This is a genomic window from Mesorhizobium sp. 8 (genome assembly GCF_006351905.1).
GTDB lineage: Bacteria > Pseudomonadota > Alphaproteobacteria > Rhizobiales > Rhizobiaceae > Mesorhizobium > Mesorhizobium composti.
Genome location: NZ_CP040914.1, coordinates 23722 through 41090 on the forward strand (window position 1 = coordinate 23722; position 17369 = coordinate 41090).

Genomic DNA, 17369 nt, shown 5'->3' on the forward strand with positions numbered 1-17369 from the left:
GATGCTGTTCAGGCGTAGGAAAACGGAATCTCTTGGCGAGCGGGTTCGGCTGTGGCTGTGGCCGCGCCGCTCCTTTTCGCGCTCGCTGCAATATTTCTCCAAGCGTATCCTGCGGCTGAACGCCACGCCTCATGCGGTCGCGGCCGGCGTCGCGGCCGGCGTGTTTGCCTCTTTCTTCCCGCTCGGCCTGCATTTCCTCATCGCCGCAGCGGTCTGCTGGCTGATCGCCGGAAATCTCGTGGCCGCCCTGCTGGGGGCGGCTGTCGGCGGCAACCCGCTGACCGTGCCGCTTCTGTGGGGCGCGTCCTGGGAAACGGGCAAGCTTATCCTGCACCACCACGTCACGCATGGTCCGCCGGCCCATCTCAGCGCCATGATGCACAACCTGAGCTTTGCCCAGCTTTGGGTGCCGGTGCTGAAACCGCTGACCATCGGCGCCATATTGCTCGGCCTGGTCTTCGGTTTGCTGTTCTATGCCCTGACCCGCTGGGGCATGGCGGCGTTCCGTGAGCAAAGGCGGCGCCGCCTTGCCGAAAAGACGCGCCGGCGCCAGACCGGCACCCACGACGTCGGCAGCACAGCACGATGATCGTCGGCATCGGCTCCGATCTGATCGACATCCGTCGCATCGAGAAGTCGCTCGAGCGGCACGGCGAGCGCTTCGTCCAGCGCATTTTCACCGAAACCGAGCAGGCGCGCGCCGAAGGGCGGGCGCATCGCGCCGCCACCTATGCCAAGCGCTTCGCCGCCAAGGAGGCCTGCGCCAAGGCGCTCGGCTGCGGCATCGCCGATGGCGTGTTCTGGCGCGACATGGGCGTGGTCAACGAGCCCGGCGGCAGGCCGACGATCGAGCTGTCCGGCGGCGCCGTGGCGCGGCTGGCCCGCCTGCTGCCCAAAGATCACAAGGCGGCGATCCATCTCACCATGACGGACGACTATCCGCTTGCTCAAGCCTTTGTGATCATCGAGGCCCTGCCGGCCGCACAAGCGCCACAGTGATAGGACCATGCCCGTCTCATTGAACGTTGCCGGCCGCGCGCCGAGCCCTTATAGAGCCAGACCATGAAAGAGGACGATATGAGCGCGGCGGACAAGACCGAGAAGAAATCCGGAGGTCTTGGCGAGACGGTTTCCGTCATCGTCCAGGCTTTGCTCCTGGCGCTGGTCATCCGCTCGCTGTTCTTCCAGCCTTTCTCCATCCCGTCCGGCTCGATGCGGCCGACGCTCCTGGAAGGCGATTATCTGTTCGTCACCAAATGGGCCTACGGCTATTCGCGCTATTCGCTGCCCTTCGGCCCGAACCTGTTTTCCGGTCGCATCTGGGGCGCGGAGCCGAAGCGCGGCGATGTGGTCGTCTTCAAGTTCCCGCCCAATCCGTCGATCGACTACATCAAGCGCGTCGTCGGCCTGCCGGGCGACCGCATCCAGATGAAGGACGGCCAGTTGTTCATCAACGGCGTCGGTGTGCCGCGCGAGAAGGTCGGCCAAATCGACAATCCCGACATCACCGAGGTCAACCGCCCGGTCGACGTCTACCGCGAGACGCTGCCCGACGGCGTGAGCTACGACACGCTCGACCTGTCGCCCAATTCCATCGGCGACAACACGCGTGAATTCGACGTGCCGCCGGGTCATTATTTCATGATGGGCGATAACCGCGACAATTCGAGTGACAGCCGCTTCACCGTCGGTTTCGTGCCGGCCGAGAACCTTGTCGGCCGCGCCAACATCATCTTCTTCTCGATAGCCGACGGCGCCAGCCCGCTGGAGATCTGGAAATGGCCGTCCGACATGCGCGCCTCGCGCCTGTTCCACTTCGTCAGGTGATGGCGCTGAACCGGCCGATCGGCGAGGCATTGGCGAGGGCGATAGCCGGCAAGACGGGCTATGCGTTCAAGGATGTGCGCCTCCTGGAAACCGCGCTTACCCATTCCAGCGCCGCCAAGGCCAAGGCCAACAACGAACGCCTCGAATTCCTGGGCGATCGCGTGCTCGGCCTCGTGGTAGCCGACATGCTGTTCGCCCGGTTTCCCGATGCCCGGGAGGGCGAGATCGCCCCGCGCTTCAATGCCCTGGTTGATGCGCGGACCTGCTCCGAGGTCGGGCTTGAGCTGGACCTGGAGCACGAGATCCGCGCCGACGCAGCACTCAAGGCCCGTTCCCGCGGCTCTGGCGGCAACTACCTGGCCGATGCGGTCGAGGCGCTGATCGCGGCCATTTACATCGACGGCGGACTGGATGCCGCGCGGCGCTTCATCCTGCGCTGCTGGGAGTCGCGCATCGACACGGTTGTCGCCAAGCCGCCGAACCCGAAATCCGAATTGCAGGAATGGATCGCCAGGACGAGCGACGCTCGTCCCGAATACGTTATCGACAGGCGGGAGGGGCCGGACCACCAGCCGGTCTTCACCGTCTCGGTTCGGGTCGCCGGCTTTGAGCCTTCGACCGGCACGGGCGGCTCCCGCAGGGCGGCCGAGGAAGCCGCCGCCGCGGCGCTTCTGGTGCGCGAAGGCGTATGGAGCGCGGAAGGAACATCTCGATGACCGCTGCCGAGGAAGCCGCTGCCCAGCCTTCGACCCGCTCCGGCTTCGTCGCCCTGATCGGCGCGCCCAATGCCGGCAAGTCGACGCTGGTCAACCAACTCGTCGGCACCAAGGTGTCGATCGTCACCCACAAGGTGCAGACGACGCGCGCGCTGGTGCGCGGCATCGCCACCCATGGCGCGGCGCAGATCGTCTTCGTCGATACGCCCGGCATCTTCAAGCCGCGCCGGCGCCTCGATACCGCGATGGTGACGACCGCCTGGGGCGGCGCCAAGGACGCCGATATGGTGCTGGTACTGATCGACGCCGAACGCGGTATCAAGGGCGACGCCGACACCATCCTCGACAGGCTGGCCGACGTGCGCCAGCCGAAGGTTCTGGTGCTCAACAAGGTCGACCGGGTGAAGCCGGAGGCGCTGCTGGCGCTGACGCAGGCGGCCAACGAACGTGTACCCTTCGAGCGCACCTTCATGGTGTCGGCGCTGACCGGTTCCGGCTGCAAGGACCTGCTCGACTATCTGGCCGAGTCTCTGCCGGCAGGGCCCTGGTATTATCCGGAAGATCAGATTTCCGACCTGCCGATGCGCCAGCTCGCCGCCGAGATCACGCGCGAAAAACTCTATCTGCGCCTGCATCAGGAGCTTCCCTATTCCTCCCATGTCGAGACGGAGAAATGGGAGGAGAAGAAGGACGGCTCGGTGCGCATCGAGCAGGTCATCTATGTCGAGCGCGACAGCCAGAAGAAGATCGTGCTTGGCCACAAGGGCGAGACGATCCGCGCCATCGGCGAGGCCTCGCGCAAGGAGATCGGCGCTATCCTCGAACAGAAGGTGCACCTGTTCCTGTTCGTCAAGGTCCGCGAGAACTGGGGCGACGATCCCGAGCGCTACCGCGAGATGGGCCTGGAGTTCCCGCATTAAAGCATTTTGCAGCCGACGGAATCGTCTGGCGTCCGCACAAATGCGGCTGGAAAACAGCTGGAGCAGCCGGCTGCATTCGTCAGAACGCCGTTGCTCTGGCAGACCTTGATTTCGCCGCCGAAGCCGTCGAAGTTCCGACCATGGAGTGGCGCGACGAGGGAATCATCCTGGGCACCCGCAGGCATGGCGAAACCAGCGCCATCCTCGAGGTGATGACGCGCGCGCACGGACGCCACATGGGGCTGGTGCGCGGCGGCCGCTCGCGTAAACTCCAGCCGGTGCTGCAACCTGGCAACCGCGTCGATCTGGTGTGGCGTGCCCGTCTCGACGAGCATCTCGGTCTGTTTCAGGCCGAGGCGCTGGAGATGAACGCAGCACGGCTGATGGACAGCGCAATCGCCGTCTACGGCATCCAGCTTCTCGCAGCGCATCTGCGCCTTCTGCCCGAGCGCGACCCGCACGACGCGCTTTACGAGACGCTGGGCGTCATGCTCGCCCATCTCGACGATCCCGATGCAGCCGGCGAGCTGGTGGCCCGCTTCGAGCTTCTGGTGCTGGACGAACTCGGCTACGGCCTCGACCTGACGCAGTGTGCGGCGACTGGGACGGTAAGCGACCTTGTCTACGTCTCGCCGAAATCGGGCCGTGCCGTGTCGCGCGAGGCGGGCGCGCCGTGGCATGACAGGATGCTGGCGCTGCCGGCCTTCCTGCGCCGTGGCGCCGGCCTGCGCGGTGATCCGGTCGCGGTGGCGGAAGCCTTCCGTCTCACGGGCTTTTTCCTGCATCGCCATGTCTATGAGCCGCGCGGCATCGAGGAGCCGGGCGCGCGCGCCGGCTTTCTGGCCGCGCTTATCCGCCATCATGCCGCGCCCAAATCGGCCGACGGCGCCGCATCCGGGGAAAGTGCTGCGTGAGCAGGGCGATTTTCTCGCCGATACGCACCATTCGATGACGGTTTGAGGGAACTGCCATGACCACCATGCTGGATAGCCTGATCGGCCTCGCCGTCATCGTCGCGCTGTTCGTCATCCTGTCGCGGCAACGCAAGCGGCTCGACCGGGTCGAGCGCGAGCTGGCCGCCTTGCGCGGGCTGGTCCTGTCGGGCGTGCCCGCGACCGGCGCTGCCACGGCATCCGCCAGGACGAAAGAGGCCGAACTGGCCTCGGCACAGCCCGATGCCGAGCCGGGAACTTTGCATGAGGTAGCCGATGCAGCCGTGGCCGAGCAGGCCGGCGCGCCGGTTCCCGGCCCATGGGCCAACGTTCCCGCCATGGCGACGGCCGTTTCGACCGAGACGACTCCGCCGGCGCAAGCCGAAACCGAGCGGCAGGAGACATCTGCCCAATCGGCCGCTCCGCCGCCGAAGGCGCGCGACATCGAAACCGCGCTCGGCACCCGCTGGGCCGTCTGGGTCGGCGGTCTGGCGCTGGCGTTGGGTGGCCTGTTCCTGGTGCGCTACACCATCGAGGCGGGCGTCTTCGGCCCCGAGGTTCGGCTTGCCATGGCGGCGGTGCTGGGCCTCGTGCTGGTCGGCGGCGGCGAGTTCATCCGTCGCACCGGCTTCAAAATGCCGGTCGAGGGCGCGGCGGGCGCCTACATTCCGGCGATCCTGACGGCCGCCGGCGCCTTTATCTTGTTCGGCACGATCTACGCCGCGCACGCCGTCTATGGTTTCATCGGCCCGACCGCCGCCTTCCTTCTGCTCGGCGCTGTCGCCATCGGCACCATCACGCTGGCGCTGGTGCATGGTCAGGCGCTGGCCGGCATCGGCCTGCTCGGCGCGCTGGCCACGCCGCTGCTCATCGATACGCAATCGCGCAACGACTGGGCGCTGTTCGGCTATCTGGCGATCGTTCTGGCTGCCGCCGGCTTCGTCGCGCGCATCCGGTCGTGGACCTTCCTGATGACGGCCGCCTTCGTCGGCATCGGCCTGTGGACGCTGCTCTATGTCGGGCAGGCGCCGGATCCCGATTATCGCATCCTGGGCTTCGCTGGCCTCGTCACGCTGGCGGTCCTGGCCTTCGCCTGGCTGGGGCGCGCGCAAACGGGGCAGAGCGGCTTCGACCTGCCGTCCACTGCGCCCGGCCTGTTCATCGGCCTTTCGGTCCTGGCGCTGTTTTATGCCCCCACTCTGGCCGGAACGCCGGCAATGTGGACCGGAGTGCTGCTGATCGCCGCGATGCTCGCGGTGGCGCTCTACCGGCAGCCGGCGCTGGCGCTGGTTCATGCGGCGGGCGCGACGGCGGTGTTGATCTTCCTTGGTATCGTGCCTTTCGTCGCTTTCTACCCGGACTTCGGCGGCGATTTCTTCATTCCCGGGCAGGGCATGGAACCGCTGTTCGACGGTGCGGTGATCGACGGCGGAATTATGCTGCGCCTCGGCGCTGTTCTCTGCGTCCTCTTCCTTGCGGCGGGGCTCTGGAGCGCCCGGCGTCTGGCGGCGGCCGTTCCGGCCTGGGCCGCGACATGGGCTGGTTGGGCCGTCGCCGTGCCTTTGGTCGTCGCACTCACGCTGTGGGTCACCTATGGCAACATCGATCATGACTACTTCTACGCGGCCATCGCCGCGCTGCTGGTCATCGTCTTCGTCGCCGGCAGCGAATGGATCGCACGGGCCGAGCAGCCGCCGTTGGCGGGCGGCAGCGCCGTTTGCCTCGCCTTGATCGGCGCCGGTCTCGCCGCGCTGCTTTTCCTGCACATGGCCTTCGGCTCCGGCCTGACGACCGTGCTCGCGGCCGCCGCCGCCGTCGTGCCGGCTCTGGCGACACGCAAACGCTCCTGGCCGGTGCTCGGCTGGCTTTCGGTCGGTGCGGCGGTGGCCGTTCTGGCGCGCGTCGCCTTCGACCCGACCATCGTCGGCGCCGACGCGCTGTCGCGCACGCCCGTCTTCAACTGGCTGCTGCCGGGCTACGGCATTCCGGCGCTCGCCTTCGCCGCCTCCGCCTGGCAGCTTGCGCGCACCACGGCCGGTCGACCTCGGCTTGCCATGGAAGCGGCGGCGGCCCTTTTCGCGCTTCTGCTGCTTGCCATGCTGGTTCGCCACGCCATGCACGGCGGCGTTATCGACGACGGCGCACTGACGCTGGCCGAACAGGCGATTTATACGCTGATTACGCTGGGCTTCGCCGCGATCCTCGTTTCGATCGACATGCGTTCGCCGAGTTCGGTGCTGCGCTACGGTTCGCTCGCCATCGGCGTCCTGTCGGTGGCCTCCATCGCCGGCAGTCATTTCCTCTGGCTCAACCCGCTGTTCACCGACGAATCGACCGGCTCCATCCCGGTCTTCAACCTTCTGTTCCTGGCCTATCTGCTGCCGGCGATAGCGGCGGGGCTGCTCGCTCTCTACGTTCGCGACAAGCGGCCGAAATGGTATTCGGCCATGCTGGCGCTGACGGCGGCCCTGCTCGCCTTCGTCTATGCGACGCTGTCGGTGCGCCGCTTCTTCAAGGGCGAATATATCGGCCTGTGGAGCGGGCTGGGTCAGGTTGAGACCTACAGCTACTCTGCGCTCTGGCTGCTGCTCGGTGTCGTCGTGCTGGTGATCGGCGTCCGGCTCGGCTCGCAGGTGCTGCGCATCGCCTCGGCGGCGCTGATCGCGGCGGCGGTGCTGAAGGTCTTCCTGTTCGATATGTCGGAACTGGAAGGCGTGCTGCGGGCGCTCTCCTTCATCGGCCTGGGCGCGGTGCTGATCGGCATCGGCCTGTTCTATCAGAAGCTGTTGACCAGCGCGGCGCGCCGCAGCGGAGAACCAGCCACCTGATGAGCCGGGAATAAATGCGCCGCAGCGTTCGTTGTCTTCTCGCGCGGGATGCAGCCAAGGCCGCATCTTGCGACGGGCGACGAACCGGCGTTCAATCGGCGGTAGCAGCGGGCGGCGGGCAGGCGCGGGCGTAAACGGCAGCGATGGACGACAGGAAGGCAGCGATCGTCAGCGAGATACCGCGCCTCAGGCGCTATGCGCGCGCTTTGCTGCGCGATCGCGACGGTGCTGACGATCTCGTCCAGGATTGCCTCGAACGCGCGCTCACCCGGCTGGACAACTGGCAAAGCGGAGAAAGCCCCCGGAGGTGGCTGTTCACGATCATGCACCATCTGTTCATCGACAGGATGCGCAAGGTGAGCCGGCGCGGCGAGACGGCGATGCTGCCGCTCGATGCCGACGAGGCATTGGCCGCGCCCGCCGAGCAGTTCGGCAATGCCGCCTCGCGCGAGATCGTCGACGCCTTGCAGGCCATCGGGCCCGATCGCCGCGCGGCGCTGGTGCTGGTCTCGATCGAAGGTTTTTCCTATGCCGAGGCCGCCAACATCCTTGGCGTGCCGGCGGGAACGCTGATGTCGCGCATCGCCCGTGGTCGCGAGGAACTGCGCGGTTTGCTGGACGATTCGTCTCGTCGCCGCGCCATCAGGATCGTCGAATCATGAGCGGGCGCGATTTCACCGAGCGGGATATCCACATGGCGCTCGACGGCGAGCTGCCGGGGGAGGATCGCGCCGGCTACGAAGCCTGGCTGGCCGCCAACCCGGACATGCAGGCCAGACGCACCCGCTATGCCGGCGATGCCGAGGCATTGCGTTCCGCCTTCGCGGGCGTGCTCGACGAACCGGTCCCGGCGCGGCTGACCCGCGCCGCGCTCGGCGAAAAACCCGTGGTGGTGGAGCGCAAGCGCCCGCGCTGGTGGTTGGCCGCGGCTGCCACATTGCTTTTGGCCGTTGGCGGAGCCGGCGGCTATGTCGCCGCTTCGCTGGGAGGCGGGTCACATGACGACAGCGCGCAGGACCAGCTGGCCGAGGAGGCGATCGCCGCCCATGTCGTCTATGCCGCCGAGAAGCGCCATGCCGTCGAGGTCCCCGCCAGCGACCTGGATCATATGGAAACCTGGCTGTCCAACCGCATCGGCATGAAGCTGGTCGCGCCCAACCTGAGCGACGACGGCTTCCAGCTTGTCGGCGGCCGGTTGCTGCCGGCGGGCGGCCATCGCGCCGCCATGCTGCTCTACGAGGATGCGGAAGGAAACCGCATCTCGCTGTTCGTGACCACCGAGCCGGCAGTGCATGGCAAGGGCATCTACGCGCAGTCCGGCGAGGGGCCTCGCGCGGTCTATTGGCTGGACAAGGGCTATGGCTGCGCGGTCGTCGGCTCGCTTCCGGACAACCGTCTGAGCGAGGTGGCCAAACGGGCCTACGAGCAGCTCATCGCGGGCATGATCTCGTGAAGGCCGTCGATTTCGGAATGGCAGTTGAGGGTCGGAGAGGGCGCCACAATTCAGCCCGATTTCAAGCGCGATAGCGCGAACTTCGCAGGGTTTTTCGCCTTGCTTCCTGAGTCGGCAAGCCTTTCCCAGCAATCGCCTCCGAGGGTTTTAGTGCCTTCATGCCTGTCGAGATTCGCAAGGCCCGCGCATCTGACGTCGACGCCCTCGCCGCCATCGAGAATGCCGTTTTTCCCGGCGACCGCATCTCGCGCCGGTCCTTCCGCACGCTGATCGAGCGCGAGACCGCCGAGGCGCTGGTCGCGGAGGCTGACGGCAGCATTGCCGGCTATGCCATCGTTCTCCTGCGCACCGGGTCCGGCGTCGCGCGCCTCTATTCGATTGCCGCCGCACCGGGGTTCGGAGGACAGGGCGTCGGGCGTCTGCTGCTGGACGCTGCCGAGGGGGCGGCTTACCGGCACGAGCGCATGCTGCTCAGGCTGGAGGTGCGCGAGGACAACGCGCGCGCCATCCAAGTCTACGAAAAGGCCGGCTATCGCCGCATCGGCCGCGAGGCGGACTACTACGAGGACGGCGCGAGCGCACTGCGCTACGAAAAAACGCTGCGCGGCGGCGTGCCGGTCACCACCACGGTGCCGTTCTACGAGCAGACCTGCGACTTCACCTGCGGTCCCTGCTGCCTGATGATGGCGATGGCGCATTTCGACCGCGCCTTCGTGCCCGATCCGGTGATGGAAATCCGCCTGTGGCGCGAGGCGACCACCGTCTTCATGATGTCCGGCCCCGGCGGTTGCGAACCGTTCGGGCTGGCCGTCGCCGGCCATGAAAGCGGGCTGGCCGCCGAAATCTACGTTTCCTTCTATGGTGCGCTGTTCCTGCAATCGGTGCGCAGCGCCGAGAAGCGGCGGGTGATGGAATTGGCGCAGGTCGATTTCCGCCGCCGCGCCGAGGGTTACGGCATTCCCGTCAACACCCGTGCTTTCGCGCTGGACGACATCCGCGCGGCAATCGGCGCGGGTAAGCTGGTGCTGGTGCTTATCAGCGGCTTCCTGATGTTCGGCAAGAAGGTGCCGCATTGGGTGCTCGCCATTGGCGACGACGGTGACCACATCCTGATCCACGATCCGTGGGTGGAGGACGAGCGGCAGGAAACCACGCTCGACGCCGCCAACATACCGGTTCCCCACGCCATCTTCATGGCCATGGCGCAGTTCGGCCGCGACGGACTGCGCGCCGCCATCATCCTCGGGAAACGTGAGCCATGACCTGGGTCGTCCTTACCGGCAGGCAGAACCATCTCGACCAGGCGGCGACGCCGCACAAGGTCATCACCAACCGCGATTATCTCGCCCATCCGGCGCTGTTTCGCGGCCAGCGCCCCAAAGTCATCAACCTGTCGAACAGCTACGCCTACCAGAGCCGCGGCTACTACGCTTCGCTGCTGGCCTCGTCACGCGGCCATCGCGTCATCCCCACCGTCGAGACGATGATCGACCTGTCCGAGCGCAAGCTCTACGAGCACGCGCTGCCCGAACTGGAACTGGCGCTGAACAAGTGCCGCAAGGACCTTGGCGGGTCCTTTCCCGCCAAGGTGCACGTCTTCTTCGGCATCGGCCCTTCAAGGGCGTGGGATCGCTTCGCCAAGCTCCTGTTCGACTGGTTCAGGGCGCCGGCATTGGAGGTTTCCATCCTCGACAGCGGCGAATGGGCTTCGATCCGCAAGATCGGTTTTTGTCCGCTCGGTCGCATGAGCGAGGAAGACAAGAAGCGCTTTCTCGACGCGATGGATGTCTACACAGCCCGCGAATGGCGCGATTCGAAGGCGCGCACGCCGGCCCGCTACACCTTCGCCACGTTGGTCGATCCCCACGAGGAACTGCCGCCGTCCGAGATCGCCTCGCTGCGCCACTGGGCGCGCATCGCCGAGAAGATGGGCGTCGAGGTCGAGCCGATCACCAAGAAGGACCTCGCCCGCCTCGCCAATTACGACGCGCTGTTCATTCGGGAGACGACGACGATCTCCAACCATACCTACCGCTTCGCGCGGCGTGCCCAGCAGGAGGGCATGCCGGTGATCGACGACCCTCTGTCGATGATCCGCTGCACCAACAAGGTCTACCTGAACGAACTCATGACGGCCAACAAGGTGCCGGTGCCGCCGACGGTGATGATCGCCGGCCCTGCCGATTTCGAGCTGGCGGCCGAGACGCTGGGCTTCCCGTTGGTGCTGAAGATTCCGGATTCGTCCTTTTCGCGCGGCGTCAAGAAATGCTCGACCTTCGCGGCGCTGAAGACGCTGGCGAGCGAATGGATGGAGGAGTCCGACCTCTTGATCGCGCAGAAGTTCATCCCGACCGACTATGACTGGCGCATCGGCGTTCTCGGCGGCCAGCCGCTGTTCGCCATCCATTACCTGATGGCCAAGAAGCACTGGCAGATCGTCCATCACAAGGCGAGCGGCAAGCCGGACCAGGGCGGCATCAAGACCTTCACGCTGAAGGAGACGCCGCCGCATGTGGTCGAGACCGCTGTCAAGGCGGCTCGCTGCATCGGCGACGGGCTCTATGGCGTCGACCTCAAGGAGACGAAGGACGGCATCTTCGTCATCGAGGTCAACGACAATCCCAACCTCGATCATGGCTGCGAGGACACCGGCGAGAAGGACGAGGTGTGGGTGCGGCTGACCCAGTGGTTCCTCGACCGGCTGGAGCGGCAGGGACGCTGATCAGGCCTCTCTCAGCATATCGATTGCCGCGAAGCGCTCCATGAAGGCGCCCTGCGCCCACATGACCGGGCGCGGCGCAAGGTCCAGCCGGTCGGCGGAAAAGCCGCGCGGCCGGCCGAAGAATTCAGTCGCCTCCGTCGTGGAGAATCCGGCGAGCCGCGTGGCCTCGAAATAGGCGGCGATCTGGTCGGCGCGCTTGATGTCCTTCTTCAGTCCGGCCGGCGTTTCGCCGGGCAGCGAGAAGCGCAAATGGATGGCGCGTTGCAGGCGGTGCTCGCACTCCTTGTAGCTGCCGCCCATCACCGCCTTGAACGGCGAGATCATGTCGCCGATGACGTATTCGGGCGCATCGTGAAGCAGGGCTGTCAGCCGCTGGACAGGCGTCGCTTCCGGGACCAATTGGCCGTAGATCTCCTCGACCAGCAGTGAATGCTGCGCCACCGAAAACGCATGCTCGCCGCCGGTCTGGCCGTTCCAGCGCGCCACCCGCGCAAGGCCGTGGGCGATGTCGGAAATCTCGATGTCGAGCGGGGAGGGGTCGAGCAGGTCGAGCCTCCGGCCTGACAGCATGCGCTGCCACGCGCGCGGCGGCGCGCCGGCGCGGTCGGCCGCCATCAGGCCTCCTCCGCGCCGGCCTGTTCAGGGAAGCGGAAGGTTGCCCAATCCGGGATCGACAGGGAGACGGCAACATCACCGGCAAGGATTTCCTTGCGCTCGTCCATCGCTGCCTTCACCCGGTCGATGCGGGCGATGGCGAGGCCGTTGCGGCCGGCACTGGAGCCGAGTGTGCCGACGCCGCGCCCGTCCACCGTCAGTTCGGTGCAGGGAAGCGGGAGGGGGCCGTCGGCCAAAACCAGCAGCACACGCCGCCGTGCCGTGCCGCGATGCTGCATGCGTGAGACGACCTCCTGGCCGACATAGCAGCCTTTCTGGAAGCCGATGCCGCCTGCCTGGTCGAGCAGGATGTCGTGGGGGAAAGCGTCGCCAAGCTGGTAATCGCTTCCGCTCTCGGCGACGCCGGAGGCGATGCGCAGCGCGTGCCATGCTCCGATGTCGCCGTCGCCGGCCTGTTGGCCGTAGCGCCGCCTGACGCTCCCGTCGGCGAAACGGCCGTCGATCACGGATATTGAATCGGATTGTGAAGCGCTTGAATCATCGTCCCATTCGACGGAGACAAACACCTGTTCCTGCTTGGAAATATCGGCCTTGGCGCGCAGCCGGTAGAGCATCAGTCGGCGGATGAAATCGTCGGCGACATCGGCGCGGCAGTCGAGCCGGAAGGTGTTGTCGCCGGCATGCGAGATCAGGAAGTCGAACAGGATCTTGCCCTGCGGCGTCAGCAGCGCACCGGGCCGCGCCTCGCCGGGCGCCAGTCCATCGAGGTCCGTGGTGAGGATGTTCTGCAAAAAATGCTCGGCGTCCGGGCCGGAGACGAGAATGACTGTACGGTCCTTGAGCAGGGCAGACGGCATGGCGGAAGCGGGGTCCAAACTTGCAAAACGGTCGGCCATTACGTAAGCCGCTGGCATTGTCCCCGCAAGAGAGCAGACCCGCCATGGCAGCCACGTTCGACTTGATCCTGACAGGCGGCACGGTGGTCAATCAGGACGGCAAGGGCGTCCGCGATGTCGGCGTCAAGGGTGGTCGCATTGCCGCGATCGGCGACCTTGGCCGGGCATCCGCCGGAGAGACGGTCGACTGCACCGGCCTGCATGTGCTGCCGGGCGTTGTCGATAGCCAGGTGCATTTCCGCGAGCCGGGACTGGAACACAAGGAAGATCTGGAAACGGGTTCGCGCGCGGCCGTTTTGGGCGGCGTCACCGCCGTCTTCGAAATGCCCAACACCAATCCGCTGACCACCAGCGAGGCCGCGCTCGCCGACAAGGTGCGGCGCGGCACCGGGCGCATGCACTGCGATTTCGCCTTCTGGGTCGGCGGCACGCGCGAGAACGCTTCTGATGTCGGCGAACTGGAACGCCTGCCGGGTGCGGCCGGGATAAAAGTCTTCATGGGCTCCTCCACCGGCGATCTTCTGGTCGAGGACGACGAGGGCGTCGCCTCGATCCTGCGCAACACGCGCCGCCGCGCCGCCTTCCACTCAGAGGACGAGTTCCGCCTGCGCGAGCGGCTGGGCGAGCGCATCGCCGGCGATCCGTCCTCGCATCCGGTCTGGCGCGACGAGATCGCGGCGCTCACCTGCACGGAGCGGCTGGTGCGCATCGCCCGACAGACCCGAGCGCGTATCCATGTGCTGCACATCTCCACCGCTGAGGAGATCGCTTTCCTCGAACGGCACAAGGATGTCGCCACCTGCGAGGCAACGCCGCATCACCTGACCTTCACGGCAGAGGACTATGCGCGGCTGGGCACGCTGCTGCAGATGAACCCGCCGGTGCGCGCCGAGCGCCATCGCGACGGCGTCTGGCACGGTATCGCGCAGGGCATCGTCGATGTGCTCGGCTCCGACCACGCGCCGCACACGCTGGAAGAAAAGCAGAAGCCCTATCCGTCCTCGCCGTCCGGCATGACCGGCGTGCAAACCCTGGTGCCGGTGATGCTCGACCATGTGAACGCCGGCCGACTCACCATCGAGCGTTTCGTCGATCTCACCAGCCACGGTCCGCAGCGCATCTTCGGCATGGCTCGCAAGGGTCGCATTGCCGCCGGCTACGACGCCGATTTCACCATCGTGGATTTGCGGCGGCGCGGCACCATCACCAATGCGCAACAAGGCTCGAAAGCCGGCTGGACGCCGCATGACGGTCGCACCGTTACGGGCTGGCCGGTCGGCACCGTCATCCGGGGTCGGCGCGTCATGTGGGAGGGCGAGATCGTCACGCCTTCGCAGGGCAGGGCGGTGGAGTTTTCCGAGGCGGTGGCCGCTGCCTGACGGCGGCGGCGTCAATCCCCCGCCACGAAGAAGGCCCAGTGGCCCTGGGGCGTGATGCCCAGCCGGTAGAAGATGTAGGCGCCGAACTGCTTCATGTCGTCGTAGTCACCGGCGGTGACGATCTTGAACAGCTCGACCCGCTGGCGCGCGTCCAGCTTGTCCAGCGGCATGGCGAAGAAATAGGGCCAGACATAGAGGTCCTGCGGCGTTCCGGCATCGAGATGTACGTAGCCGGCATTCAGCACCTCTTCCATGATGGCGAGGATTTCCTGCCCTTCCGAATCGCCGGACAGTCCCTTCAGGAAGGCGATCGCGTCGCCGTCGATTTCTGTCAGCGAAAGCTGGGTCGCCGTCTCGCCCGTGCCGATCAGCGGCCTGAGTTTCTCGATATCGCCGCTCTTGCAGGCCTCGACCAGAAGGCTGTGCATGCGCCGCACCGGTTCGGGAAGCGACTGCAGGTCGTAATGGACTTCCGGCAACGGCTGGGCGGCCTCGGGGCGCGGATTTTCGGTTTTGCCGTCGTCCGGCTTGGCCGGTTCGACCTGTTCGGGCGCCTGTCCGTCCTCGGGCGAGGCAGGTTCGCTGCCGGTGGCGGGCGGCGCTTCGACGGGATCGGGCATCGGCACCGTCATTTCCGGCTGCGACGCGTCCTCGCCGGCGGGCGGCTGATTGGGCGCGGGCAGTTCCTCCCGCTGGATTTCGGAAAGGGCAAACGCCGGGCCGGTGCAGAGGACGAGCGGGGCCATCGCGCTCAGGGACATGGCCAGCCAGAAGCGAACGGCAAGGCCGCGCCGGTTGTCTGACGGAAAAGCACGCACTGCCCGCATCTCCATGTGCCGGGCGAAAGCCCGAACGCCACCGCCTTCTCGCGGTCGGGCCGCGAGCCGGTTGCCGTTCAGTGCCGCAACTGCTCGGGGCCGAACGCGCCGGCAATCACCTTTTCACGCATCCGGTCGAGCAGGGCAAGGGCCGCCGTCTCGCCGTTGGTGCGCAGAATCTCGCCGAACGCCGTTTCCAGTGCCGCTTCGGCAATGATCTCGGGCTCGATGCCGGCCGAAAGCCCCTCGGCCCAGGCCTCGTTATGGCTTTCAACTGCGGTCAGGCGCTTTTCCTCCCTGACCAGGGCATCGATATCGCTGACACTGTGTTCCATACGCAACTACCACCCGTTTCAAGCAGCGATCCTTCAAATGCGGATCAAACTTGAGTCGTCCCTTTAATGTCCCGTTAAGACTCTAGCACAGGATGGCGCGACTGCACGCCGCCTTTGCCGGAAAAGTTAACGGCCCCTTAATTGCCATAACCCTTAATTGCCATAGCGCGAAGCGATGTCGCGCGACAGGGCCTCGCCCTCCTTCATGTAGCGATTGATGGCTTCCGTTGCGGAAGCGGTACACCGGCTGTAGCTGGAGCCGAAGGAACGGTAGCCGCGATTGAAGGAGGCGATGAAGCGAGCGCGGCGGTCCGGGTCGGGGTTTTCCGACTCCAGCAGCTTCTCCATCTCGATGCGCCACTGGTCGCCCTTTTCGCCGCACAGGTTACGCAGGAAATGCAGCGAGCCGAGGATTTCCGCCAGCCGCATCAGGCCGGGCTCGAACGGCGCCTCGACGGCCTCGGCGCGCACCGCCGAGCTGCACAGGGCGGCGGCAAGGCAGACGCAGAGAAGGGGCGAGGCGCGCATGATTAAGCCTTTGTGGCGAAACAATTTGTCGGCTGCAAGGCGGGCCGTGGCGTTAGTCTCCGGCTTTTTCGCCGTGCGCCAGCAATTCGGTTGCGATGGTAAAGACCGAATCGGCCAGCGGCAGTGCCGCCATTTCGGCCAGCGTGTAGAAGGCGGCGGTTTCGGCGTCGTCGCTGGCCTGCGGTTCGCCGCCGGCATGGTCGGCGCCGAAGACGGTGAGCCGATAGTCCACCGGATGGCCTTCCGCAGCGCCTGCGATGAAGATCGTCTCCAGCGGCCGGAAATTTCGCGCCGCGAGCGTCGTTTCCTCGATAAGTTCGCGCCGCGCCGCTTCTTCCAGCGTTTCGCCTAGCTCCACCTTGCCGCCCGGAAAGGCATAGAGCCCTTGTGAGGGCGGCAGGGCGCGCTTGACCAGCAGCACCGTGGCGCCGCGCACGACGGCGACCGAAACGGCCGGAATCTCCTTGCGCAAACCTGTCATGCCAGCCATCTGCCCAAAACCTTCTGGAGGCAGCGGCCTGTGGACCGGCGCCCGTGACCGATCTTTAGCGGTTGCACTGGCGCACTTCCATCGCCACCTTGTGGCGACTACGAATTCAGAGGCGAAATCATGTGCGGACGCTTCGCGCTGACCGCGACGCCGGACCAGACGGCGGCGTTTCTCGGGCTTGGCGAGATCGAGGATTTTCCGGCGCGGTACAACATCGCGCCGACCCAGCCGATCCTAGCGGTCCTGTCTGCCGGCCCGCGCGAGCCCGGTTCCAACCTGCCGGATCGCATGGCCATGCTGGTGCGCTGGGGTCTGATCCCGGCCTGGGTGAAGGACACGCGCGATTTCCCGTTGCTGTTCAATGCGCGCTCGGAAGAAGCGGCCGGCAAGGCGTCCTTCAAGGCCGCCATGCGCCATCGCCGTGCGCTGGTGCCGGCTTCCGGCTTCTACGAATGGAAGAAGCAGGCGAATGGCCGCAAGGGCCAGCCCTATTGGGTGCGCCCGCGGCAGGGCGGGCTCGTCGCATTCGCCGCGCTGGTCGAAACCTATGCCGAGCCCGGCGGTTCGGAAATGGACACCGGCGCCATCCTGACGACGAACGCCAATTCCGATCTCGCCGGCATCCACGAGCGCATGCCGGTGGTGATCGGGCCGCAGGATTTCGCGCGCTGGCTGGATTGCCGCAACCAGGAGCCGCGTGACGTGGCGGACCTCCTGCGGCCCGCCGATCCGGGATTTTTCGAGGCGATCCCGGTTTCGGAGGCGGTGAACAAGGTCGCCAACAGCGAACCGTCGATCCAGGAGCGCCATGTCGCGCCTACTGCGGCGGCGGAGCCTGAAAAAGCGAAGCGCCGGAACCCCGGCGCCTCGGACGATCAGATGACGCTGTTCTGAGGCGGCGTCGCCTTGC

General features: G+C 66.3%; 19 protein-coding genes. 13 read left to right on the forward strand and 6 right to left on the reverse strand.

Features of this window, described 5'->3' with window-relative positions; translation table 11 throughout:
* Nucleotide 1 precedes the first annotated feature (1 nt).
* The 11 genes from FGU64_RS00135 (at nucleotide 2) to FGU64_RS00185 (ending at nucleotide 11398) form a co-directional block, all read left to right on the forward strand.
* The gene (locus tag FGU64_RS00135) at nucleotides 2-589 is read left to right on the forward strand and encodes a DUF2062 domain-containing protein (RefSeq protein WP_139950409.1); all 588 of its coding nucleotides are present in this window, start codon (nucleotides 2-4) and stop codon (nucleotides 587-589) included.
* Nucleotides 586-999 carry a holo-ACP synthase gene (gene acpS, locus FGU64_RS00140; RefSeq protein ID WP_139950410.1) on the forward strand — a complete coding sequence of 138 codons (414 nt, stop codon included), beginning with the start codon at nucleotides 586-588 and terminating at the stop codon, nucleotides 997-999. Before FGU64_RS00135 ends, acpS begins: the two co-directional genes overlap by 4 nt.
* A gap of 78 nt (nucleotides 1000-1077) precedes the next feature.
* On the forward strand, nucleotides 1078-1827 hold the full coding sequence (gene lepB / locus FGU64_RS00145) for a signal peptidase I (RefSeq protein WP_139955211.1): 750 nt from the start codon (nucleotides 1078-1080) through the stop codon (nucleotides 1825-1827).
* Entirely contained in the window at nucleotides 1827-2543 is a 717-nt protein-coding gene (gene rnc / locus FGU64_RS00150) for a ribonuclease III (protein ID WP_139955212.1), read from the forward strand. Before lepB ends, rnc begins: the two co-directional genes overlap by 1 nt.
* Nucleotides 2516-3463 carry a GTPase Era gene (gene era, locus FGU64_RS00155; RefSeq protein WP_180375599.1) on the forward strand — a complete coding sequence of 316 codons (948 nt, stop codon included), beginning with the start codon at nucleotides 2516-2518 and terminating at the stop codon, nucleotides 3461-3463. Before rnc ends, era begins: the two co-directional genes overlap by 28 nt.
* A 140-nt stretch (nucleotides 3464-3603) precedes the next feature.
* Nucleotides 3604-4377: a DNA repair protein RecO gene (gene recO / locus FGU64_RS00160; protein ID WP_139950412.1), complete on the forward strand. Its 774-nt coding sequence runs from the start codon at nucleotides 3604-3606 to the stop codon at nucleotides 4375-4377.
* Between the two features lie 65 nt (nucleotides 4378-4442).
* Nucleotides 4443-7223: a DUF2339 domain-containing protein gene (locus FGU64_RS00165; protein WP_139955213.1), complete on the forward strand. Its 2781-nt coding sequence runs from the start codon at nucleotides 4443-4445 to the stop codon at nucleotides 7221-7223.
* Nucleotides 7224-7366: 143 nt separating this feature from the next.
* Complete coding sequence (locus FGU64_RS00170; RefSeq protein ID WP_139950413.1) at nucleotides 7367-7885, forward strand: sigma-70 family RNA polymerase sigma factor; 519 nt, start codon at nucleotides 7367-7369, stop codon at nucleotides 7883-7885.
* On the forward strand, nucleotides 7882-8676 hold the full coding sequence (locus FGU64_RS00175) for an anti-sigma factor (RefSeq protein WP_139950414.1): 795 nt from the start codon (nucleotides 7882-7884) through the stop codon (nucleotides 8674-8676). Before FGU64_RS00170 ends, FGU64_RS00175 begins: the two co-directional genes overlap by 4 nt.
* 158 nt (nucleotides 8677-8834) lie before the next feature.
* The gene (locus tag FGU64_RS00180) at nucleotides 8835-9938 is read left to right on the forward strand and encodes a GNAT family N-acetyltransferase/peptidase C39 family protein (protein WP_139950415.1); all 1104 of its coding nucleotides are present in this window, start codon (nucleotides 8835-8837) and stop codon (nucleotides 9936-9938) included.
* The gene (locus tag FGU64_RS00185) at nucleotides 9935-11398 is read left to right on the forward strand and encodes a RimK family protein (RefSeq protein ID WP_139950416.1); all 1464 of its coding nucleotides are present in this window, start codon (nucleotides 9935-9937) and stop codon (nucleotides 11396-11398) included. Before FGU64_RS00180 ends, FGU64_RS00185 begins: the two co-directional genes overlap by 4 nt.
* Here the strand turns inward: FGU64_RS00185 and FGU64_RS00190 are convergent, their stop codons facing one another.
* Together FGU64_RS00190 and FGU64_RS00195 are read right to left on the reverse strand one after the other, a co-directional pair.
* Entirely contained in the window at nucleotides 11399-12013 is a 615-nt protein-coding gene (locus FGU64_RS00190) for an HD family hydrolase (protein WP_139950417.1), read from the reverse strand.
* Nucleotides 12013-12870: a folate-binding protein YgfZ gene (locus FGU64_RS00195; protein WP_136358061.1), complete on the reverse strand. Its 858-nt coding sequence runs from the start codon at nucleotides 12868-12870 to the stop codon at nucleotides 12013-12015. Before FGU64_RS00195 ends, FGU64_RS00190 begins: the two co-directional genes overlap by 1 nt.
* Nucleotides 12871-12953: 83 nt before the next feature.
* Here FGU64_RS00195 and FGU64_RS00200 point away from each other — a divergent pair, with 83 nt between their 5' ends.
* Nucleotides 12954-14288, forward strand: a complete 1335-nt coding sequence (locus FGU64_RS00200; RefSeq protein WP_139950418.1) for a dihydroorotase — start codon at nucleotides 12954-12956, stop codon at nucleotides 14286-14288.
* An 11-nt stretch (nucleotides 14289-14299) separates the two neighbouring features.
* Here FGU64_RS00200 and FGU64_RS00205 read toward each other — a convergent pair whose 3' ends face one another.
* From FGU64_RS00205 to FGU64_RS00220, 4 genes are all read right to left on the reverse strand, one after another.
* Nucleotides 14300-15049: a hypothetical protein gene (locus tag FGU64_RS00205; RefSeq protein ID WP_136358233.1), complete on the reverse strand. Its 750-nt coding sequence runs from the start codon at nucleotides 15047-15049 to the stop codon at nucleotides 14300-14302.
* A gap of 134 nt (nucleotides 15050-15183) precedes the next feature.
* The gene (locus tag FGU64_RS00210) at nucleotides 15184-15441 is read right to left on the reverse strand and encodes a hypothetical protein (protein WP_136358065.1); all 258 of its coding nucleotides are present in this window, start codon (nucleotides 15439-15441) and stop codon (nucleotides 15184-15186) included.
* A gap of 153 nt (nucleotides 15442-15594) precedes the next feature.
* Entirely contained in the window at nucleotides 15595-15972 is a 378-nt protein-coding gene (locus tag FGU64_RS00215; protein ID WP_168734537.1) for a TIGR02301 family protein, read from the reverse strand.
* A gap of 49 nt (nucleotides 15973-16021) precedes the next feature.
* Nucleotides 16022-16450: an NUDIX domain-containing protein gene (locus tag FGU64_RS00220; protein WP_136358235.1), complete on the reverse strand. Its 429-nt coding sequence runs from the start codon at nucleotides 16448-16450 to the stop codon at nucleotides 16022-16024.
* A gap of 129 nt (nucleotides 16451-16579) precedes the next feature.
* Between FGU64_RS00220 and FGU64_RS00225 the strand changes: the two genes are divergently transcribed.
* Nucleotides 16580-17353 (forward strand): SOS response-associated peptidase, encoded by a 774-nt coding sequence (locus FGU64_RS00225; RefSeq protein WP_139950419.1) that lies wholly within the window; start codon nucleotides 16580-16582, stop codon nucleotides 17351-17353.
* Nucleotides 17354-17369: the final 16 nt, after the last annotated feature.